Annotated in this window: 16 protein-coding genes, 1 tRNA gene, 2 rRNA genes and 1 riboswitch (1 of these 20 cut by a window edge); of the genes, 4 read left to right on the top strand and 15 right to left on the bottom strand. The window is 57.5% G+C overall.

All coding sequences use genetic code 11. The features are described from left to right. The first annotated feature begins 110 nt into the window (after nt 1–110). Both CFBP6623_RS14010 and CFBP6623_RS14005 read left to right on the top strand, forming a co-directional pair. Complete coding sequence (locus CFBP6623_RS14010; protein ID WP_046799103.1) at nt 111–1,115, top strand: 2-hydroxyacid dehydrogenase; 1,005 nt, start codon at nt 111–113, stop codon at nt 1,113–1,115. Nucleotides 1,116–1,191: 76 nt separating this feature from the next. Continuing rightward, nucleotides 1,192–1,851, top strand: a complete 660-nt coding sequence (locus tag CFBP6623_RS14005; protein ID WP_232370428.1) for a hypothetical protein — start codon at nt 1,192–1,194, stop codon at nt 1,849–1,851. A gap of 42 nt (nt 1,852–1,893) precedes the next feature. Here the strand turns inward: CFBP6623_RS14005 and CFBP6623_RS14000 are convergent, their stop codons facing one another. The 3 genes from CFBP6623_RS14000 to recF are packed head-to-tail and all read right to left on the bottom strand — an operon-like array spanning nt 1,894 to nt 4,284. After that, a complete protein-coding gene (locus CFBP6623_RS14000) occupies nt 1,894–2,370 on the bottom strand; it encodes a GNAT family N-acetyltransferase (RefSeq protein WP_046799101.1) in 477 nt (158 codons plus the stop codon). Next, nucleotides 2,367–3,134, bottom strand: a complete 768-nt coding sequence (locus CFBP6623_RS13995; protein ID WP_046799417.1) for a molybdopterin-synthase adenylyltransferase MoeB — start codon at nt 3,132–3,134, stop codon at nt 2,367–2,369. The genes CFBP6623_RS14000 and CFBP6623_RS13995 overlap by 4 nt, the downstream gene beginning before the upstream one ends. A 22-nt stretch (nt 3,135–3,156) precedes the next feature. Continuing rightward, nucleotides 3,157–4,284 carry a DNA replication/repair protein RecF gene (recF, locus tag CFBP6623_RS13990; RefSeq protein ID WP_046799100.1) on the bottom strand — a complete coding sequence of 376 codons (1,128 nt, stop codon included), beginning with the start codon at nt 4,282–4,284 and terminating at the stop codon, nt 3,157–3,159. Between the two features lie 152 nt (nt 4,285–4,436). Here recF and CFBP6623_RS13985 point away from each other — a divergent pair, with 152 nt between their 5' ends. Beyond that, entirely contained in the window at nt 4,437–5,540 is a 1,104-nt protein-coding gene (locus CFBP6623_RS13985) for an alpha/beta hydrolase (protein ID WP_046799099.1), read from the top strand. A 29-nt stretch (nt 5,541–5,569) separates the two neighbouring features. Here the strand turns inward: CFBP6623_RS13985 and nrdF are convergent, their stop codons facing one another. The 8 genes from nrdF to CFBP6623_RS13945 all read right to left on the bottom strand — a co-directional run bounded on the left by nrdF (nt 5,570) and on the right by CFBP6623_RS13945 (nt 13,762). Next, the gene (gene nrdF / locus CFBP6623_RS13980; protein ID WP_046799098.1) at nt 5,570–6,544 is read right to left on the bottom strand and encodes a class 1b ribonucleoside-diphosphate reductase subunit beta; all 975 of its coding nucleotides are present in this window, start codon (nt 6,542–6,544) and stop codon (nt 5,570–5,572) included. A 16-nt stretch (nt 6,545–6,560) separates the two neighbouring features. Continuing rightward, nucleotides 6,561–8,747 carry a class 1b ribonucleoside-diphosphate reductase subunit alpha gene (gene nrdE / locus CFBP6623_RS13975; protein WP_080842428.1) on the bottom strand — a complete coding sequence of 729 codons (2,187 nt, stop codon included), beginning with the start codon at nt 8,745–8,747 and terminating at the stop codon, nt 6,561–6,563. Further along, entirely contained in the window at nt 8,735–9,133 is a 399-nt protein-coding gene (gene nrdI / locus CFBP6623_RS13970; protein ID WP_046799097.1) for a class Ib ribonucleoside-diphosphate reductase assembly flavoprotein NrdI, read from the bottom strand. The genes nrdE and nrdI overlap by 13 nt, the downstream gene beginning before the upstream one ends. A 12-nt stretch (nt 9,134–9,145) precedes the next feature. Beyond that, a complete protein-coding gene (nrdH, locus tag CFBP6623_RS13965; RefSeq protein WP_046799096.1) occupies nt 9,146–9,367 on the bottom strand; it encodes a glutaredoxin-like protein NrdH in 222 nt (73 codons plus the stop codon). A 300-nt stretch (nt 9,368–9,667) separates the two neighbouring features. Further along, nucleotides 9,668–9,891: riboswitch (cobalamin riboswitch) on the bottom strand. A 133-nt stretch (nt 9,892–10,024) separates the two neighbouring features. Further along, a complete protein-coding gene (locus CFBP6623_RS13960; protein WP_046799095.1) occupies nt 10,025–10,654 on the bottom strand; it encodes a nucleoside triphosphate hydrolase in 630 nt (209 codons plus the stop codon). Next, nucleotides 10,651–11,433 carry an ATP-binding cassette domain-containing protein gene (locus CFBP6623_RS13955; RefSeq protein ID WP_046799094.1) on the bottom strand — a complete coding sequence of 261 codons (783 nt, stop codon included), beginning with the start codon at nt 11,431–11,433 and terminating at the stop codon, nt 10,651–10,653. Before CFBP6623_RS13955 ends, CFBP6623_RS13960 begins: the two co-directional genes overlap by 4 nt. Further along, the gene (locus CFBP6623_RS13950) at nt 11,433–12,515 is read right to left on the bottom strand and encodes an ABC transporter permease (protein ID WP_080842430.1); all 1,083 of its coding nucleotides are present in this window, start codon (nt 12,513–12,515) and stop codon (nt 11,433–11,435) included. Before CFBP6623_RS13950 ends, CFBP6623_RS13955 begins: the two co-directional genes overlap by 1 nt. Nucleotides 12,516–12,739: 224 nt before the next feature. Beyond that, complete coding sequence (locus CFBP6623_RS13945; protein WP_046799093.1) at nt 12,740–13,762, bottom strand: sugar ABC transporter substrate-binding protein; 1,023 nt, start codon at nt 13,760–13,762, stop codon at nt 12,740–12,742. A 265-nt stretch (nt 13,763–14,027) separates the two neighbouring features. Between CFBP6623_RS13945 and CFBP6623_RS13940 the strand changes: the two genes are divergently transcribed. Continuing rightward, nucleotides 14,028–15,260, top strand: coding sequence for an ROK family transcriptional regulator (locus CFBP6623_RS13940; protein WP_046799092.1), 1,233 nt, complete (start codon nt 14,028–14,030; stop codon nt 15,258–15,260). 57 nt (nt 15,261–15,317) lie between these two features. On the opposite strand, the gene recQ is transcribed toward CFBP6623_RS13940, so the two are convergent. The 4 genes from recQ to CFBP6623_RS13920 form a co-directional block, all read right to left on the bottom strand. Further along, nucleotides 15,318–17,126, bottom strand: coding sequence for a DNA helicase RecQ (gene recQ, locus CFBP6623_RS13935; RefSeq protein ID WP_046799091.1), 1,809 nt, complete (start codon nt 17,124–17,126; stop codon nt 15,318–15,320). A 192-nt stretch (nt 17,127–17,318) separates the two neighbouring features. Next, a tRNA-Met gene (locus CFBP6623_RS13930) sits at nt 17,319–17,395 on the bottom strand. Between the two features lie 226 nt (nt 17,396–17,621). Continuing rightward, nucleotides 17,622–17,736, bottom strand: a 5S ribosomal RNA gene (gene rrf / locus CFBP6623_RS13925). A gap of 255 nt (nt 17,737–17,991) precedes the next feature. Then, nucleotides 17,992–19,956, bottom strand: a 23S ribosomal RNA gene (locus CFBP6623_RS13920); it runs 921 nt beyond the window's last position.

Raw genomic sequence — 19,956 nt, 5'->3', positions numbered from 1 at the left:
CCTCGGCGAGTTTTGTTTGTCTTCGCCGGCGGGTCTGGTAGAAACGCCCTGATTGAAAGAAATTATCGCTCTTTCTGGTTAATGACTTCTGAACAAGGCAGCGGCAAACGATGACCCACAAGAAGAGACCGACAGTCTATATCACCCGCAAATTGCCTGACGTCGTCGAGACCAGAATGCGCGAACTCTTCGATGCCGAACTGAATATCGACGATACGCCGCGCAGCGAGGCGGAGCTTGTCGCCGCCATGCAGCGGGTGGACGTGCTGGTGCCGACCGTGACCGACCGCATCACCGCCGCGATGATCGAACAGGCGGGGCCGCAACTGAAGTTGATCGCCAGCTTCTCCAATGGCATCGACCATGTGGATGTGGACGCCGCAGCCCGAAAGGGCATTACCGTTACCAATACACCGAATGTGCTGACCGAAGACAGCGCCGATATCACCATGGCGCTGGTGCTGGCCGTGCCGCGCCGCATGATCGAAGGCACGCGCGTGCTTGCCAATGGCTCGGATGAGTGGCTTGGCTGGTCGCCGACCTGGATGCTGGGGCGGCGCATTTCCGGCAAGCGCATCGGTATTGTCGGCATGGGCCGCATCGGAACTGCGGTTGCGCGGCGCGCCAAGGCGTTCGGCCTTTCCATTCATTATCACAACCGCAAACGCGTCAACCCCGCGACGGAGGCGGAGCTTGAGGCAACCTATTGGGACAGCCTCGACCAGATGCTGGCACGGGTGGATATTGTCTCCGTCAATTGCCCCTCGACGCCCGCGACCTACCACCTGATCTCGGCGCGGCGGCTGGCGCTGATGCAGCCAACCAGCTACATCGTCAATACTGCGCGCGGCGATATCATCGATGAGGCCGCGATGATCCAGTGCCTGCGCGAAGGAAAAATCGCCGGCGCCGGTCTCGATGTCTATGAGAATGAGCCTGCGGTGAACCCCAAGCTCATCAAGCTCGCCAAGGAAGGCAAGGTCGTTCTGCTTCCGCATATGGGATCTGCGACGATCGAAGGCCGCATCGAAATGGGCGACAAGGTCATCATCAACATCCGCACGCTGTTCGATGGACACCGTCCGCCGAACCGGGTGCTGCCGGGGCGTAGTTAAGTCAGCTAAAGAAGTCATCGTCTGATTATCGCGTGGGGGAAGGTCAATGGGAACTCCGGTGAAGTTTTTGCTGCTCATGTCCACCTTGCTTGTTCTGGGCAGCAGCCCCGTCCGGGCCGCTTCACTCTCGCCCGAAGAGACAGCGGAACTCTATTATCGTGCCTGGCTGAATTTTGATCGCGGCAGCATGGTTCGACTGGATAAAGAATGGGGTTCTCCGGATAGCGGCCCGCGTTACGTCGATATGGAACTGGTTACAGATCCGGTCGCCTGGCAGCTTAAATACAAGGGTTCCAACGCGCCAAAGGGGACCACAAGCGAACAGCAGAACCAGTTTGCAAAGCTGTGGGTGGCAAGCACGAAGCGCGCGCGCTGCCTGGCTGAACCAGCACGCATCGGAGCGCAATTGCCCACACGTGCGTTCCTGGCGCGGATTAAGATGAACTGCGTCGTTGCAGATGCCGAGCCAGCCTTCAGAAAGCTGAAAGCTGGCGCAAAGCCGGATGACCTCGGCGACGGTGGCCGCATGCCGTCTGCGGACCTTATGAAACAGATGGCGGAAGCCGCGATGGCAGCACCGGTGACGCATAAGATCACGACGGAAATCCAGCTCGTCAGCGGAGCGGACAAGCGCGTCTGGCGGGTCGGATCAGGCGACGTTCAGCCCGAGACGGGCATCGACCGCGTTTCCGCGGTCTTTATCTCGCAAATGCTGCAATCCGGCCTTCTGCGATAGGCCGGTTCGCAATGCCGGCTTTGCCGCAAAGGCTGGACGGCCTCAACCGAGGAATTTCGTCATTTCAATCGAGGTCGTGCGATCATAACCGGCATGGGCATTTTCAGCGGTCCTGACGAAACCCCAGGCGGCGAATTTGGCGTGATTGGCGCCAAGTTCGATGCGTGTTTCCAAGCGTAGTGCCGGCAGCGCCAATTCGCCGGCCACTGTTTCGGCTCTTTCAAGCAGCATCCTGCCGATGCCCTTTCCCTGCGCTTTCGGGGAAACGCACAGCTTGCCGACATAAAGACAGGCCGGCGGCTCCGGCCGGCAAAACAGGCAGCCCAGCAGCTCATCACCATCAAGCGCCACGAACGCAATCTCCGCCCTCGCCTTTTCGGCAAGATTTTCGAGTGTCAGGCGATGGGCCGAGGATGGCGGATCGATGACACCATCCATATAGGCGAAGGACGCCATGATGAGCGCCAGCAAGTCCTGCCAGCGATCGAATTCCTCCCCAACCCTTGCGATCCGGATCATGGTTTCTTTCCGGCCGGCCGGCGTTTGTAACGCACGGTTTCGAAACGGGCCGACAGCGCATCATAAAGCAGCAGGCGACCGATCAGCGGCTCACCGGCACCGGTGATCACCTTGATCGCCTCCATGGCCATGAGGGTGCCGATAACCCCGGTCAGCGCGCCGACGATGCCGGTTTCCGCACAATTGGGAATGAGACCCTGCGGCGGCGGCTCGGGAAACAGATCACGATAACCCGGCAACAGAGTGCCTTCTGCGTTGATCGCATAGGGTTTCAAGACGGTAACCGAGCCATCGAAACGGCCGACGGCGCCGGTGACCAACGGTCTCTTCGCCGCTTCCGCTGCATCGGCGGCGGCATAACGCGTATCGAAATTATCCGAACCATCGATCAGCAGATCGAAGGAGGGCAGATGGTCATGCGCCCAGACCTGCGAAAAGCGCTCCTCATAAACCAGCGTGCGGACATGTGGATTGAGCCGGGCGATGGCCTTGCGGGCACTTTGCGTTTTCAGCTCACCGATGGTGCCGCTATCGTGGATCACCTGCCGCTGGAGGTTGGACAGGGAAACCACATCGTCATCGATCATACCGAGCGTGCCGACACCGGCGGCGGCAAGATAATGAAGGACGGGCGCGCCGAGACCGCCCGCGCCAATGACCAGCACGCGCGCCGCCTTCAACCGCTGCTGGCCTGCACCGCCGATTTCCGGCAGCAGGATGTGGCGCTTGTAGCGTTCGATTTCTTCCGGGCTCAGCGGTTCCATCTCGCCCTCCATCTCTCTATCGTCATCCCGTGACGCTCCCGTGGGAAACATTGAAGAACTGCGCCCGCTCGCCAAGGGCGGAAAACATGGCCGCATCCGTTCCGGTCATGAAACTCTGACCGCCGAGTGCGTGAATGAGATCGAACAAAGCGGCCCGTCTGCCCTCATCCAGATGAGCGGCGATTTCGTCCAAGAGCAGAATGGGCGCATGGCCAGTCATATTGGCGGTCAGCTGCGCATGTGCAAGCACCAGCCCGACCAGCAACGCCTTCTGCTCTCCGGTTGAACAGCGTTCCGCTTCCATGTTCTTTTCCGCGTGGCGCACGAAGAGATCAACGCGGTGCGGGCCATCCAGCGTGCGGCCTGCAGCCGCGTCCCGATACCGGCCATCGCGCAACATAAGCCTATATTCATCTTCCAGATCGACCGCCGGGCGATTAAGCCCGTCATCCATGAAACCGGAAAGCGAAAGCGCCGCCGAGGGGAAAGCAGCGTTGCCGGCCCGCCCTTCGATCAGGGTCTTCAAAAGGCCAAGCATTTCATAACGGGCAACCGCCATGGAAATGCCGAGTTCCGCCATCTGCTTTTCGATACCATCCAGCCAGACAGGATCGAAACGGCCTTCCGAAAGCAGCCGGTTACGGCCGCGCATGGCCTTTTCGAAATCGCTTGCCCGCCTGCCATGCGCGGGGTCAAGCGACAGCACCAGCCGGTCGAGAAAACGCCGGCGATCCGATGACGAGCCGGTGAAGAGGCCGTCCATGGCCGGCGTCAGCCACAACACGCGCAAATGATCGGTCAGTTCGTCGACGGATTTTACCGACGTGCCGTTCAGCCGCAGGCGACGCGACACCACTTCGCCATCACCTTCAATCCCGGTGCCGATGGCAACTTCGCCATCCATGCCTTCGACATCGGCAAAGATCGAGAAACCGGTGGCCTCCGCTCCGACGCGGGTAACATCGGACAGGGTGGCCCGGCGAAGGCCCCTGCCGGGTGAAAGAAACGAGACGGCCTCCAGCAGATTGGTCTTACCGGAGCCATTATCGCCTGTCAGCACAACATGGCGATCATCAAGCGTGAGCGCCGCCGCCGCATAGTTGCGGAAGTCCGTGAGTTTCAGCCGTAAAAGCGACACCTTGTTCGTCATCTGTACGGCCTAAAACGAACATGGCCGGATGGCAAGAAGGGGAATGCCCATCCGCATTAAAGACCGTCACAGCAAGGCAATTCATTCTCCAGTAGCAACTTTTTGGACGGCCGGTTATTTATGAGCCATTCCTTATCATCGGTAGCCCATTCATGCGCCTGATCTTTTCGCTGTTTCTCACTCTCGGTCTTCTTTCATCCTGTGCAGGCAGGCCGGGGGCGGACGTGCTGCAGGCCATAAACACCAAGGCCCATGGCACGAAAATCGTGACGGCCTATGTGGTGAGCACACGGGAGAAAAACACCGACGCGAAAAAGGGTTTTGGCACGGAGCGGGCGATGCAGCCGAATTACGCAAGCTTCGACATTTCCATTCCTCCCACTCATAAAAGCGGAAAAATCGAGTGGGCCAACGGCAAGCCGGATCCGAACAAGGATTTTGTCGTCACCCGGGCCGATATGCTGACGAAGCCGCGCTTCAATGCCGATCTTGGCGACGTCGCCCGGTCCGGCAAGCAGATCGCGCTTTTTGTGCATGGTTACAATTACAGCTATCAGGAAGCGCTGTTCCGCGCGACGCAGATGGCTGCCGATGCCAAGATGGATGGCGTGCCGCTGGTGTTCTCCTGGCCGTCGCAGGCCAACGTCACCGGTTATGTGGCCGACAAGGAATCGGCGACCTTTTCGCGCGATGCGCTGGCTGGTGTTCTGATCGACCTTACCCGACAGACACCGCGAAAAAACGTTGTCGTGTTTGGCCACAGCATGGGTGGCTGGCTGGTCATGGAAGCGCTGCGGCAGTTGCGCTTGCAGGGCAGGAACGACGTGATCGCCAAGCTGCAGGTGGTGCTGGCAGCACCTGATATCGATGCCGATGTGTTTCGCAAACAGATAGAGGTGGTCGGCCGGCTCAACCCGCCGCTCACCGTTCTCGTTTCCAAGGACGACCGCGCCCTGAAAGCATCTTCCATTTTGGGCGCCGATGTCACTCGTATCGGAGCACTTGACGTGACCGACCCGCAGGTACAGGAAGCTGCCCTGAAGGAGGGCGTGCAGTTCATCGACATTTCCAAACTCGAGGCTTCCGATCCGCTCAACCATGACCGCTATGCCGCTCTGGCCTCGATGGTGCCGCAGCTGGAATCAAGCAGACGCGGCGGCGACATCAACAGTGCGGGTGCCTTCGTTTTCGATGCGATCGGCGCGACCGTATCCAGCCCCTTCCGCCTTGCGAGCCAGGTGGTGAACCCGCAGTAGTTTCTGCGGGTTCTTCCCGGCCTCTGGTTTCAGAAATCCCAGTCTTCATCTTCAGTGGCAACAGCCTTACCGATGACATAGGATGAGCCGGAACCCGAGAAGAAGTCGTGGTTTTCATCAGCATTCGGAGAAAGCGCTGAGAGGATCGCCGGATTGACCCGGCAGGCCTCGGCCGGAAACAGCGCCTCATAACCCAGATTCATCAGGGCCTTGTTGGCATTGTAATGCAGGAACTGTTTGACGTCCTCCGTCAGGCCGACGCCGTCATAGAGGTCTTCGGTATATTTCGCCTCGTTATCGTAAAGTTCGAGCAGGAGATCGAAGGCGAAATCCTTGATTTCCTGTTTTTTCGCCTCGTCCAGACGCTCCAGCGCCCGCTGGAACTTATAGCCGATATAATAGCCATGCACGGCCTCGTCGCGGATGATCAGACGGATAAGATCCGCCGTATTGGTGAGCTTGGCGCGGCTTGACCAGAACATCGGCAGGTAGAAGCCGGAATAGAACAGGAAGCTTTCCAGAAACACGCTGGCGATCTTCTTCTTCAGCGGATCGCCGCTGTCATATTCACGCATGATGAGCGCGGATTTGCGCTGCAGGAACTCGTTTTCTTCCGACCAGCGATAGGCGTCGTCAACGTCAGGCGTGAGGCAAAGCGTCGAAAAGATCGAGGAATAGGAGCGGGCGTGCACGGCCTCCATGAAGGAGATGTTGGAAAGCACCGCCTCCTCATGCGGCGTTGCCGAATCCTCCATCAGGCGCACGGCGCCGACACCGTTCTGGATGGTGTCGAGCAAGGTCAGGCCAGTGAAGACACGGATCGTCAGTTTCTGTTCTTCCGGCTTCAGCGTTCCCCAGGAGGGGATGTCGTTGGAAAGCGGCACCTTTTCCGGCAGCCAGAAATTCGAGGTCAAACGGTTCCAGACTTCGAGGTCCTTGTCGTCCTCAATGCGGTTCCAGTTGACCGCGCGGATGCGGGACGCGGGTTTTACGGCGATGTTCATTGTCTTGTCCCTCAATTCAGAGCGTGCAGGAAACGCAGCCCTGAACCTGCGTGCCTTCCAGCGCCATCTGGCGCAAACGGATGTAATAGATGGTCTTGATGCCCTTCTTCCAAGCGTAGATCTGCGCGCGGTTGATATCGCGCGTGGTCGCCGTATCGCGGAAGAACAGCGTCAACGACAGGCCCTGGTCGACATGCTGGGTGGCGGCAGCATAGGTATCGATGATCTTTTCCGGGCCGATTTCATAGGCATCCTGATAATATTCGAGATTGTCGTTCGAGAGATAGGAAGCCGGGTAATAAACGCGGCCGATCTTGCCCTCTTTACGGATTTCGATCTTCGAGACGATCGGATGAATGGAAGAGGTGGAGTGGTTGATATAGGAGATCGAACCGGTTGGCGGTACGGCCTGAAGGTTCTGGTTATAGAGGCCCGATGCCATCACGTCCTGCTTCAACGCCTGCCAGTCTTCCTGCGTTGGAATGGCAATGCCGGCTTTTTCGAACAGCTCACGGACCTTTTCCGTCGCGGGCAACCATTCCCGGTCGGTATATTTGTCGAAATAGTCGCCCGAGGCATATTTGGAATTCTCAAAGCCCTTGAAGCTCTGGCCCCGTTCCACGGCAAGACGGTTGCTGGCGCGGATGGCGTGATAGGTCACGGTGTAGAAATAGATATTGGTGAAATCGACGCCTTCTTCAGAACCATAGAAGATGCGTTCGCGCGCCAGATAACCGTGCAGGTTCATCTGGCCAAGCCCGATGGCGTGGCTCGCATCATTGCCCTTTTCCACCGAAGGAACGGAGGAAATGTGGCTCATGTCCGACACTGCCGTCAGCGCCCGGATGGAGGTCTCGATCGTCTTGCCGAAATCGGCCGAATCCATCGCCGAGGCGATGTTCAGCGAGCCGAGATTGCAGGAAATATCCTTGCCCATATGGCTGTAGGACAAATCTGCATTAAATTCGCTTGCCTCGCTGACCTGCAGGATTTCCGAGCAGAGATTGCTCATGCTGATACGGCCGGCGACCGGATTGGCGCGGTTCACCGTATCCTCAAACATGATGTATGGGTAACCGCTTTCGAACTGGATCTCGGCGATCACCTGGAAGAATTCGCGCGCCTTGATCTTCTTCTTGCGGATGCGGCTATCGGCGACCATCTCGTGATATTTTTCGCTGACAGAAATCTCGGTCAACGGCACGCCATATACCCGCTCCACGTCATAGGGCGAGAACAGGTACATATCCTCGTTGTTGCGGGCGAGTTCGAAGGTGATGTCAGGGATAACCACCCCGAGCGACAGGGTCTTGATGCGGATTTTTTCGTCGGCGTTTTCGCGCTTGGTATCGAGGAAGCGCATGATGTCAGGGTGGTGGGCATGCAGATAGACTGCGCCGGCACCCTGACGCGCACCGAGCTGGTTGGCGTAGGAAAAGCTGTCTTCCAATAGCTTCATGACAGGAATGACGCCGGAAGACTGGTTTTCGATCTGCTTGATCGGCGCTCCGAATTCGCGAATATTGGTCAGGGACAGCGCCACGCCGCCGCCGCGCTTCGAAAGCTGCAGCGCCGAATTGATGGAGCGGCCAATGCTTTCCATATTGTCTTCCACACGCAGCAGAAAACATGAGACCAGTTCACCACGGCTCTTTTTGCCGGCGTTGAGGAATGTCGGGGTTGCCGGCTGGAAGCGGCCGGAAATGATCTCGTCCATCAGGTCGCGGGCAAGCTGCTCATCGCCGCGCGCCAGAGCCAGCGCCACCATGCAGACGCGGTCCTCGTAACGCTCCAGATAGCGTTTTCCGTCGAAGGTCTTCAGCGTATAAGAGGTGTAATATTTGAAGGCACCGAGAAAGGTCGGAAAACGGAATTTCCGGGCATAGGCCTCGTCATAGAGATCTCGAACGAAATTGAAGGAGTACTGGTCCAGCACCTCCTGCTCGTAATAGCCCTCCGTCACGAGATAATCGAGCTTTTCCCTGAGGTTATGAAAAAAGACGGTGTTCTGGTTGACGTGCTGAAGGAAATATTGCCGGGCGGCCAGGCGATCCTTGTCGAGCTGGATTTTCCCGTTCTCGTCGTAAAGGTTCAGCATCGCGTTCAGCGCATGATAGTCCAGAGCCGCTTCGAGCGGTTTCTGAGTTGTGGCTGCCGGCTGTTTGGCGTCCTTGCGCAGCGCGCTCGAGGTTAGCGTGTCCAAAATCGTTCCAATCCATGTTTGACGTTGGCGACATCTTCCTCCGTGCCGAGAAGCTCGAAGCGATAGAGAAACGGCACTGCGCATTTGCGCGAGACGATATCTCCGGCGGATGCGAAAGCTGCGCCAAAATTCGTGTTGCCCGCCGCGATGACACCGCGAATGAGATTTCGGTTGGAGGGCTCGTTCAAAAACCGGATGACCGGCTTCGGCACTGCCCCTTTCATACCGCCGCCGCCATAGGTGGGGGTAACGAGCACATAGGGCTCCGACACCTGAGGCACGTCATCCTCAGCACCGAGCGGCAGGCGAAACAAGCGCCGCTCGAGCTTCAGAAGGAAACGATGCGTGTTTTCAGAGCGGCTGGAATAATAAACGATCAGCCCCATCACGCTGCCGCCTCAGCTGATCGCGCCGATCATATCCGGCCGGAAACCCGCCCAATGGCGTTCGCCGGCGACGACCACGGGAACCTGCATGTAACCGAGGCCGCGAACGTGATCGAGCGCATCCGCATCTTCAGAAATATCGACTATCTCATAGGGGACACCGATGCGGTCCAGCGCGCGATAGGTGGCGGTGCATTGGACGCAGGCGGGCTTGCTGTAAACGGTGACGGTCATAATTTCCCTTTCGAAGCCGCATTACACACGGCTCAACATTGCCGATTGCGGTCGCAATCGGGTGGATGGATCTGTCATTCAGGTGAGGCGCACGGCTTAGAGGGTTTGTCGCATTTCCGGACGGAAACCGGTGTCCCTGAAAATGTTCCGGGCCGCGTAAGATCACTCTCTACGCCGATGAGCGCAGGAACTTAAAAAAATGCACTGGCATGACTTCACCCCGAAGCTTGTTCTGGAGGGGGCAGAAAAGGGCGAACGCAATTCATTTGCGCCATACCTTCCTTCCGGACACCCCGCCCGTGGACGTTTGCGCTCAAGGCAGGTCTCCTGACTTGCGGGTCACAACATCTGTTCCGGCCTTCCCGGGGCTTTTGACCCCAGTGACCCAAATCGGAACGATGCTCGCCGCTTACAGTTGCGGGGGCAGTTTCGGCCTTGCTTCGCCATAATGGCGTTACGCACCGAATTCCCGTCTTAGCTCCCAATCCTTGCGAATCGGAAGAACCTCGAACACCACATATAGTATATGAGGAAATTTTCACGTCAATGAATAGACACAGGAAAGCCCCACCCTGTGGATCAAAAAGATTCAACACATGGTCAACAAAGGCTTAACGACAAGTGCGCCTTGCCGCCACAGGACGGGAAAGCGTTAATCTATTCCCAGATATCGATGTGAATATCGGCGGGGCGGGTGTTCTCGATCACCCTTTTGCCGTTGGGAAGATCGTTTTCAAACAGCTTGGCGTGGACCGCAGCTGCATCAAGACCATAGCCCTGCCATCTGTTGCGCAGCCTCTCTTCAAGCACCGCGACGGACGGTCCAACGAAAATGGTGAGGTCGAAGTTATCGGAAAGCGCTGTCCAAGGCGCCTCGTTGAGCAGCAGATAATTGCCTTCAGCCAGGATGAAGTGGGTCTCAGGCGCGATGGCGCGGGCGGAAGCAATGGCGATTTCGCGGGAGCGGTCGAAAACCGGAACAAGCACCTCCTGCCCGCCCTTGCGAACGGCAAAGACGATATCGAGAAAACCACGCACGTCAAAGGTTTCGGGCGCGCCCTTGCGCGACAGCAGCCCTCGCTCTTCAAGTATGCCATTGTCCATATGGAAGCCATCCATCGGCAGGACGGCGGCCGTTTCGCCCCGTGCGAGCAAAGCGTCACAAAGGGCATCCGCCAGCGTGGATTTGCCGGCCCCAGGGGGACCGGCAATAGCGATGATAAAACGGGATTTGCCCTCTGCCCGCCGAAGAACATCCTCGGCGATCGTTTCAAGCTTCAGCGTCATGCGGCAAGCGTTTCCTTCGGCGCTTCCTTGGCGCCGGTCATGAAGGCGACGGCGTCGGACATGGAGTAGTCCTTCGGATTGATGACGCACAGGCGCTTGCCGAGCCGGTGGATATGGATGCGATCCGCAACCTCGAAAACATGCGGCATGTTGTGCGAGATGAGAACGATCGGCAACCCGCGCGAGCGCACGTCCAGAATAAGCTCCAGAACGCGCCGGCTTTCCTTGACACCAAGCGCCGCCGTCGGTTCGTCGAGTATGACGACCTTGGAGCCGAAGGCCGCCGCACGCGCCACCGCTACACCCTGCCGCTGGCCGCCGGAGAGGGTTTCCACCGCCTGATTGATGTTCTGGATCGTCATCAGGCCGAGTTCCGAGAGTTTCTCGCGGGCGAATTTTTCCATGGCCGGGCGGTCCAGCGCGCGGAAAAGACTGCCCTGAATGCCGGCTTTGCGGATTTCCCGGCCGAGGAACATATTGTCAGCTATGGAAAGTGCCGGTGAGAGCGCGAGGTTCTGATAGACCGTCTCGATGCCGGCCTTGCGCGCCTCGATGGGCGAGCGGAACTGCACGGGCTGGCCTTCCAGCCTGATCTCTCCCTCATCGGGCGTCACCGCACCGGAAATCGCCTTGATGAGAGAGGATTTGCCGGCGCCATTGTCACCGATGACAGCGAGGATTTCGCCCGGATAGAGATCAAAATCGGCATGGTCGAGGGCGGTTACCCGGCCGTAGCGTTTGACGAGATTGCGTGCTGTGAGAATGGGTTCTTTTGCCATCAGCCTGCTACCTTTCTGATCCACTGGTCGATTGCGACAGCCATGATGATGAGAACGCCGATCAACAGATAGGTCCATTGCGGGTCTGTCCCGATGAGCCTCAGGCCGAGCGAAAAGACGCCGACGATCAGGGCACCGAAGATCATACCCATGATGGAGCCGCGCCCGCCGAACAGCGACAGGCCGCCAATGACCACTGCGGTAATGGATTCGATATTGGCGAATTGACCGGCGGTCGGCGAAACCGAGCCGATGCGGCCGATCAAGGCCCAGCCGGCGAAGGCGCAGATGAGGCCGGACAGGGTATAAACGGTGGTCAACATACGCTTGACGTTGACGCCGGCAAGTTCGGCAGCATCCGGATCGTCACCCACAGCATAAAGATGGCGGCCCCAGGCGGTGCGGTTGAGCACATACCAGAGCAGGGCGACAAGCAGAACCATGGCGATGACGCCATAGGTGAAGACCGCGCTGCCGACACGGATATTGGCGCCGAAGAATTGCAGGATCGGCGCCTGCTGGGCGATATCCTGGGCTCGGATCGTCTCGTTTGCGGAATAGAGGAAGTTGGTCGCCAGTACGATCTGCCACATGCCGAGCGTGACGATGAAGGGCGGCAGGCGCATGCGCGAGACCAGTATACCGTTGATGAAGCCGCAAAATGCGCCGACGGCAAGGCCACAGAGAATGGAGAGTTCCGCCGGCAAGCCGTAACGGAAGGTGAACTGTCCCATGATGACGGAGGACAGAACCATGATCGCGCCAACCGACAGATCGATCCCCGCCGTCAGGATGACCAGCGACTGCGCCGCGCCGACAATACCGACGATGGCGACCTGCTGCAAAATAAGGGTCAGCGTGAAGGCCGAGAAAAACTTGCCGCCGAGGAGCAGGCCGAAAACAATCAGCGACAGCACCAGAACGATAAGCGGAACGGCCGCCGGGCTGGAGTGGAGAAAGTGCTGTAGTGTTTCCAGAACACTCTTGTCGTGCGTATCGAAAGCGGCGACCTGCGTCGAACTTCCCGAAAGCACTTTTTCAAATTCATTATGCGGCTGAGCCCGCACCGGCTGATCGCTCATGGATTTTCCTCCCGATCGCTCTATCGCACCAGCCCTGACACCGGGGTCTATCTCAAAAGAGAATGATGCGTAGATTTCAAAGTGTTGTGAAGCGGCCTATGCCATCCCCGCAGGACGCGCGACCCGCTCGTTTGTTCCTTTGTCCGATCCCCCGGATCGTGCCTGAATCATTCTCGTCCAAGGGCGGGGGCACGAATGCCCCCGCGGATTTCAACGGCGAGGCATCAGCCCCAGCACTTGTTGAGACCTTCCTTCGTATCGATCGAGTCGAGACCCTTGACCGGCTTGTCGGTTACCAGCGTCACGCCGGTATCGACGAAGTTCTTGCCTTCGGTCGGCTTCGGCTTTTCACCGGTGTCGGCAAACTTCTTGACGGCTTCCACGCCGAGCGCCGCCATCAGCAGCGGATATTGCTGCGAGGTCGCACCGATCACGCCTTCCGCGACGTTCTTGACGCCCGGGCAACCGCCATCGACGGAAACGATCAGTACATCCTTTTCACGGCCGACCGCTTTCAGCGCCTCATAGGCACCGGCTGCCGCAGGTTCGTTGATGGTGTGGACGACATTGATGGTCGGGTCCTTCTGCAGCAGATTTTCCATCGCCGAGCGGCCGCCTTCTTCGTTACCATTGGTAACATCGTGACCAACGATACGCGGATCGTTTTCATCACCGATCTTGTTGATGTCCTTAACGTCGATGCCAAAGCCCTTCATGAAGCCCTGGTTACGCAGCACATCCACCGTCGGCTGGGAGGGGGTGAGGTTGAGGAAGGCGATTTTTGCGTCCTTGGCCTTATCACCAAGGGTGCCGGCGGCCCATTTGCCGATCAGCTCACCAGCCAGAAGATTGTCGGTGGCAAAGGTGGAATCGGCGGCATCGACGGGCTCCAGAGGCGTGTCGAGAGCGATCACCAGAAGGCCTGCGTCACGCGCCTTCTGCACGGCCGGAACGATGCCCTTGGTGTCAGATGCGGTGATCAGGATACCCTTGGCGCCATCGGCGATGCAGGTCTCGATGGCTGCCACCTGGCTTTCGGAATCGCCGTCGATCTTGCCGGCATAGGATTTCAGCGTCACGCCAAGTTCTTTGGCCTTGGCGGTCGCGCCTTCCTTCATCTTGACGAAGAAGGGATTGGTGTCGGTTTTGGTAATGAGGCAAACCGAAGTATCGGCCGCGGACGCGACGGAAGCGAAAGAAACGCCAAGCGCAAGCGCGCCCAGAAGAGCGGAAACAGTGGTCTTCATTTAATCCTCCCAATGGATATTTAAGCACCGTGACGGTTACTCGACGATCTCGTCTCCTCCGAGAACAGCGACCGTTGGCACAGATGGAACCACCAAAGGAAACGCCTGTCAATAAATAAATCCGATTGAATTATTAATTCCGTATGGCATTCTAATATGCGGCAGGGAGGAATATCGCCGCCGTTGTTTACGTTGCGATAGCAAGATTGCCATAAAGCCTGCAGGTATCGGTCATGACGGATATAGCGGGCGGGAGGATGACATTATGAGACAATCTGTCGAGACGGCGCCGCCTGCGCCGCCCACCATTATGGATATGAGCGGCGGCGCCAACCAGATCGGGGTGCGCGCTTATAATGAGCGGCTGGTGCTGTCGCTCGTGCGCCGCCATGGCGGATTGTCGAAAGCCGAAATATCCAGGCTTTGCGGCCTTTCGGCGCAAACTGTCTCGGTCATCATGCGCTCGCTGGAGAAAGACGGCCTTCTCATTCGTGGCGAAAGGTTGCGCGGAAAAGTCGGGCAACCATCGACGCCGATGCGCCTCAATCCCGACGCCGTCTTTTCTTTTGGCGTGAAGATCGGCCGGCGCAGCGTCGATCTCGTGCTGATGGATTTTGTCGGCCGGATAAAACTCAAGCTCCGCAAAACTTACCCTTACCCTCTGCCGGAGTGGATATTGCCGTTCGTGATCGAAGGGATCACGGAGATCGAATCGAAATTGTCACCGGCGGAACGGCAAAAAATCACCGGAGTTGGTATCGCCGCCCCATTCGAGCTGTGGAACTGGGCCCAGGAAGTGGGCGCGCCGCAAGCCGAAATGGAACGGTGGCGGGATGTTGATATCCGCTCCGAAATTGCCGAAAGCGTCAGCTACCCCGTCTTTCTGCAGAATGACGCGACCAGTGCCTGCGGTGCAGAACTGGTTTTTGGCGCCGGCCAGAACTACCCCGATTTTCTCTATATCTTCATCGGTTCCTTCATCGGTGGCGGAGTCGTTTTGAATTCGGCGCTGTTCTCTGGAAAAACAGGTACCGCCGGCGCGATCGGCCCCCTGCCGGTGCAGGGGCAGGATGGCAACACGGTTCAGCTTCTGAAAATCGCGTCGATATTCGTTCTCGAGAACATGCTACGTGAAAAGGGTATCGATCCGCGTCCCCTGTGGTTCTCACCCGACGAATGGATCGATTTCGGCGAACCGCTGGAAAGCTGGATCAATAAAACTGCCGCGGCGCTCGCGCAAGCTGTTATCGCGGCAGCCTCCATCATCGATTTTTCCAGCGTCATCATCGATGGTGGTTTTCCCGACTGGGTCAGGGCGAGAATAGTCTCCGCCACCCGGCTTGCCCTCAAGCATCATGATCTTCAGGGCGTCACACTGCCGGAGATCATCGAAGGCGCGGTCGGCAGCCAGGCCCGGGCGATCGGGGGGGCAAGTCTGCCCTTGTTTTCCCGCTATCTCATCGATCAGAACGTTCTCTTTAAGGATACGACAGGCTGAGCCTTTACGCTTTACCTTACTATCCCCAAGCTGCTCTTCGCCGAATTTATCTGTCAGTCACGCGCCAGTTGCGTGCTGCATGATCGCCTCAAGAAAGGCGGGGCCGTAGCGCTCCAGCTTGGTGTCTCCGACGCCGGGGATCTGCGCCATCTCCCTCGCCGAGGCCGGTTTCGCAGCAGCCAGTTCGATCAGGGTCTTATCGTGAAAAATCACATAAGGCGGGACGTTCTGCGCACGGGCAATTTCCATACGCTTTGCACGCAGCACCTCGAAGAGACTACGATCTGCCTCCGGCAAAGCTGTCGATGCGGCATTCCGCGGCGTCTGCTGCCGGGCCGAACGGGGCGCGGATGGTATTCTCAGCATCAGGGCTGGCTTTTCGCGCAGGAACCGCCTCCCTTCTTCGGAAATCGACAATCCGCCATGTCCGGACAGATCCACTTCGATCAGGCGCAGTGCAACCAGCTGCCGCAAAATGGCGCGCCAGGAGCGATTGTCATGCTCTTTGCCGATCCCGTAAGTGGTGATCTGATCGTGCCCGAAACGGGAAATACGCTCGTCCTCGACGCCGAGCAAAACGCGAATGACATAGGCCTGGCCGAAACGTTCCCCGGTGCGGTAAATGCAGGAGAGCAGCTTTTGCGCGGCTATCGCGCCGTCAAACAGGTCCGGCGGCTCCGCACAGGTATCGCAGTTACCGCACGGCTCGCATCGATCACCGAAGTAGGAGAGCAGGACCTGACGGCGGCAGCCCGCTGTTTCCGCAAGACCGAGCAGGGAATCAAGCTTCTGGCGCTCCATATATTTGCGCTGGTCCGCGACATCCGATTCTTCAATGAAGCGGTTGCGCAAGGCGATGTCTTCATAACCGTAAAGCATAAGCACGTCTGACGGCAGACCATCACGACCGGCACGGCCGGTCTCCTGATAATAGGCCTCGATGCTGCCCGGCAGATCGATATGAACCACGAAGCGCACATCCGGCTTGTCGATGCCCATGCCGAAAGCGACGGTGGCGACGATAATCACCGCCTCACCGTGCTGAAAACGGGTCTGGTTTGCCTCGCGGGCGGTCTTGTCCATACCCGCGTGATAGGGCAGCGCGTCTCGCCCCTCTTCCCGCAACCACGCCGCCGTCTCATCGACCTTGCGTTTCGACAGGCAATAAACGATGCCGCTCTCATTCTCCCGGCCCTTGAGAAAGCGTTTCAGCTGGGCGCGGGGATTGTCCTTTTCCATGATCGCATAGCGGATGTTGGGGCGGTCGAATCCGGCAATGAACGCGTCATCCTCATCAATCGCGAGATGACCGAGAATTTCGGTACGGGTAGGCTCGTCGGCGGTCGCCGTCAGCGCCATGCGTGGAGTATCGGGAAAACGCTCGATCAGCATATCGAGCTGACGGTAAGGCGGTCGGAAATCATGCCCCCATTGCGACAGGCAATGAGCTTCATCAACCGCGATCAGTGACAGGTCAATGGATTGAAGCGCGTCCAGCACATCCGGCTTGAGAAGGGTTTCCGGCGCGGCATAAAGAATGTCGACATTGCCGGCCCGCATCTCCCGCCAGAGCGTTCGACGCTCTTCCAGAGAAAGATCGGAATTCAGGGCCTCGGCCCGCACACCCGCCTGACGAAGTGCCGCGACCTGGTCCACCATCAATGCGATCAGCGGTGAAACGATCAGCCCCATGCCGCTACGGGCAAGCGCCGGGATCTGGTAACAAAGCGACTTTCCTCCGCCCGTCGGCATGAGGACGAAGGCATTGTTTCCCGCCATGACATGCTGGATGATATCGCCCTGGCGTCCGCGGAACGTGTCATAGCCGTAAACGGTCTTGAGTATCTGCAACGGGTCGGCGGTCACGGCGGCTTTCTTCTTCGTTGGATGATTTGCGCATCATGGCCAAATCCGGATTTATCGCAATCTCGAAAGGCTGAATCGGCCACAGAAAGAGAGACAGATTACGACTCAGATGATGCATAGGCATTTGAGGGCTTAGAACGCAAAAGCCCTCCGATGAGGAGGGCTTATTCGTTTGATAAGTCTTGAAGATTTTGGTTGCGGGGGCAGGATTTGAACCTGCGGCCTTCAGGTTATGAGCCTGACGAGCTACCGGGCTGCTCCACCCCGCGTTACCAGTGTAAATCCCTATGGGATTTATCGCGACTGCATCACAGGGAAGCTGTGATGCCTACTGCCGGAGCAAATTGCCGAAGGCGATTTGTTTCCTGTAAGGGACGCACGAGGCGTTTGCCTTATGTTTTAAGTCCCGGAACGACAAAAGGCCGCTATTAGCGGCCCTCTTGTATCGGCTGGGCCGAAGTTTGATTTGAGAAGATTTGATGTTGCGTTTTGCAGACCTGGCAGCGACCTACTCTCCCGCGTCTTGAGACGGAGTACCATTGGCGCTGGGGCGTTTCACGGCCGTGTTCGGAATGGGAACGGGTGCAGCCGCCCCGCGATAACCACCAGGTCGGCAAAACGCAACATTGATCATGTTTTCACATGAGTGTTGTTTCGAGAAGCTGGGTGGCATTGCCACTTTTTATCTTAATTACACGTCTTTCCGTGACTGGTCCGTTTGCCTGCCTTGCTCGAGATCGAGCGTGGCAGCCATACAGGACGCTAGTCCGTCGCGCCTTTTGGCGCGGCCCGTCCGGAGCCCTTCGGGCGTCAGGACAGAAGAATGATGTCATCGAACTTTGTTTGATGAACATGAACAATGGGAACGAAGAAGTCGATCGAGCTATTAGTAACGGTAAGCTTCACATGTTGCCATGCTTCCACACCCGTCCTATCAACGTGGTCGTCTTCCACGGCTCTGATAGGGAACACTCGTTTTCAGGTTGGTTTCCCGCTTAGATGCCTTCAGCGGTTATCCATTCCGTATATAGCTACTCTGCTATGCCCTTGGCAGGACAACAGATCCACCAGAGATACGTCCATCCCGGTCCTCTCGTACTAGGGACAGATCCTGTCAATATTCCTACACCCACGGCAGATAGGGACCGAACTGTCTCACGACGTTCTGAACCCAACTCACGTACCGCTTTAAATGGCGAACAGCCATACCCTTGGGACCTGCTCCAGCCCCAGGATGCGATGAGTCGACATCGAGGTGCCAAACAACCCCGTCGATATGGACTCTTGGGGGTCATCAGCCTGTTATCCCCGGCGTACCTTTTATCCGTTGAGCGATGGCCCTTCCACACGGGACCACCGGATCACTATGACCGACTTTCGTCTCTGCTCGACTTGTCAGTCTCGCAGTCAGGCGGGCTTATGCCATTGCACTCGACGACCGATTTCCGACCGGTCTGAGCCCACCATCGCGCGCCTCCGTTACTCTTTCGGAGGCGACCGCCCCAGTCAAACTACCCACCATACACTGTCCCGGATCCGGATAACGGACCGCGGTTAGACATCCACGAAGATAAGGGTGGTATTTCAAGGATGGCTCCACAAGAACTGGCGTCCCTGCTTCAAAGCCTACCACCTATCCTACACATGCCTTGGCGAATGCCAGTGTAAAGCTATAGTAAAGGTGCACGGGGTCTTTCCGTCTGACCGCAGGAACCCCGCATCTTCACGGGGAATTCAATTTCACTGAGTCTATGTTGGAGACAGCGGGGAAGTCGTTACGCCATTCGTGCAGGTCGGAACTTACCCGACAAGGAATTTCGCTACCTTAGGACCGTTATAGTTACGGCCGCCGTTTACTGGGGCTTCAGTTCAGAGCTTGCACCCCTCCCTTTAACCTTCCAGCACCGGGCAGGCGTCAGACCCTATACGTCGTATTGCTACTTCGCAGAGCCCTGTGTTTTTGATAAACAGTCGCTACCCCCTGGTCTGTGCCACCCCATCATAGTTGCCTAAAATGGGGTCACGCTTCTTCCGAAGTTACGCGTGCAATTTGCCGAGTTCCTTCAACATAGTTCTCTCAAGCGCCTTGGTATACTCTACCTGACCACCTGTGTCGGTTTCGGGTACGGTCTATACGGTGGAGCTATTTCCTGGAACCTCTTCGCCGCACATTCAATCCAATAAGAATGTACAACACACGAGATCCGTCACTACCACCAGGCCCACGAATATTAACGTGGTTCCCATCGACTACGCGTGTCCGCCTCGTCTTAGGGGCCGGCTAACCCTGCTCAGATTAACTTTAAGCAGGAACCCTTGGTCTTTCGGCGAGGGAGTCTCTCACTCCCTTTATCGTTACTCATGTCAACATTCGCACTTCCGATATCTCCAGCAGCCCTCACGGGTCCGCCTTCACAGACTTACGGAACGCTCCGCTACCACATGCCTTACGGCATATCCTCAGCTTCGGTGCATGGCTTTAGCCCCGTTACATTTTCGGCGCAAAGACCCTTATTTAGACCAGTGAGCTGTTACGCTTTCTTTAAATGATGGCTGCTTCTAAGCCAACATCCTGGTTGTTTTGGGATCCTCACATCCTTTCCCACTTAGCCATGACTTGGGGACCTTAGCTGGAGGTCAGGGTTGTTGCCCTTTTCACGACGGACGTTAGCACCCGCCGTGTGTCTGCCGACTAGTACTCCTCGGTATTCGGAGTTTGGTTAGGATCAGTAAGACGGTGAGTCCCCATAGCCCATCCAGTGCTCTACCCCCGAGGGTATTCGGTCGACGCTCTACCTAAATAGATTTCGCGGAGAACCAGCTATTTCCG

The organism is Agrobacterium tumefaciens, assembly GCF_005221385.1.
Taxonomy (GTDB): domain Bacteria; phylum Pseudomonadota; class Alphaproteobacteria; order Rhizobiales; family Rhizobiaceae; genus Agrobacterium; species Agrobacterium tomkonis.
This window is presented reverse-complemented; position numbering and strand designations above follow the sequence as displayed.

What these genes read in the sequence shown, in the direction of transcription:
- CFBP6623_RS14010 (WP_046799103.1), top strand. Translation starts at nt 111, where the DNA reads ATGACCCACAAGAAGAGACCGACAGTCTATATCACCCGCAAATTGCCT.
- CFBP6623_RS14005 (WP_232370428.1), top strand. Translation starts at nt 1,192, where the DNA reads ATGTCCACCTTGCTTGTTCTGGGCAGCAGCCCCGTCCGGGCCGCTTCA.
- CFBP6623_RS14000 (WP_046799101.1), bottom strand. Translation starts at nt 2,370, where the DNA reads ATGATCCGGATCGCAAGGGTTGGGGAGGAATTCGATCGCTGGCAGGAC.
- CFBP6623_RS13995 (WP_046799417.1), bottom strand. Translation starts at nt 3,134, where the DNA reads ATGGAACCGCTGAGCCCGGAAGAAATCGAACGCTACAAGCGCCACATC.
- recF (WP_046799100.1), bottom strand. Translation starts at nt 4,284, where the DNA reads ATGACGAACAAGGTGTCGCTTTTACGGCTGAAACTCACGGACTTCCGC.
- CFBP6623_RS13985 (WP_046799099.1), top strand. Translation starts at nt 4,437, where the DNA reads ATGCGCCTGATCTTTTCGCTGTTTCTCACTCTCGGTCTTCTTTCATCC.
- nrdF (WP_046799098.1), bottom strand. Translation starts at nt 6,544, where the DNA reads ATGAACATCGCCGTAAAACCCGCGTCCCGCATCCGCGCGGTCAACTGG.
- nrdI (WP_046799097.1), bottom strand. Translation starts at nt 9,133, where the DNA reads ATGGGGCTGATCGTTTATTATTCCAGCCGCTCTGAAAACACGCATCGT.
- nrdH (WP_046799096.1), bottom strand. Translation starts at nt 9,367, where the DNA reads ATGACCGTCACCGTTTACAGCAAGCCCGCCTGCGTCCAATGCACCGCC.
- CFBP6623_RS13960 (WP_046799095.1), bottom strand. Translation starts at nt 10,654, where the DNA reads ATGACGCTGAAGCTTGAAACGATCGCCGAGGATGTTCTTCGGCGGGCA.
- CFBP6623_RS13955 (WP_046799094.1), bottom strand. Translation starts at nt 11,433, where the DNA reads ATGGCAAAAGAACCCATTCTCACAGCACGCAATCTCGTCAAACGCTAC.
- CFBP6623_RS13950 (WP_080842430.1), bottom strand. Translation starts at nt 12,515, where the DNA reads ATGAGCGATCAGCCGGTGCGGGCTCAGCCGCATAATGAATTTGAAAAA.
- CFBP6623_RS13945 (WP_046799093.1), bottom strand. Translation starts at nt 13,762, where the DNA reads ATGAAGACCACTGTTTCCGCTCTTCTGGGCGCGCTTGCGCTTGGCGTT.
- CFBP6623_RS13940 (WP_046799092.1), top strand. Translation starts at nt 14,028, where the DNA reads ATGAGACAATCTGTCGAGACGGCGCCGCCTGCGCCGCCCACCATTATG.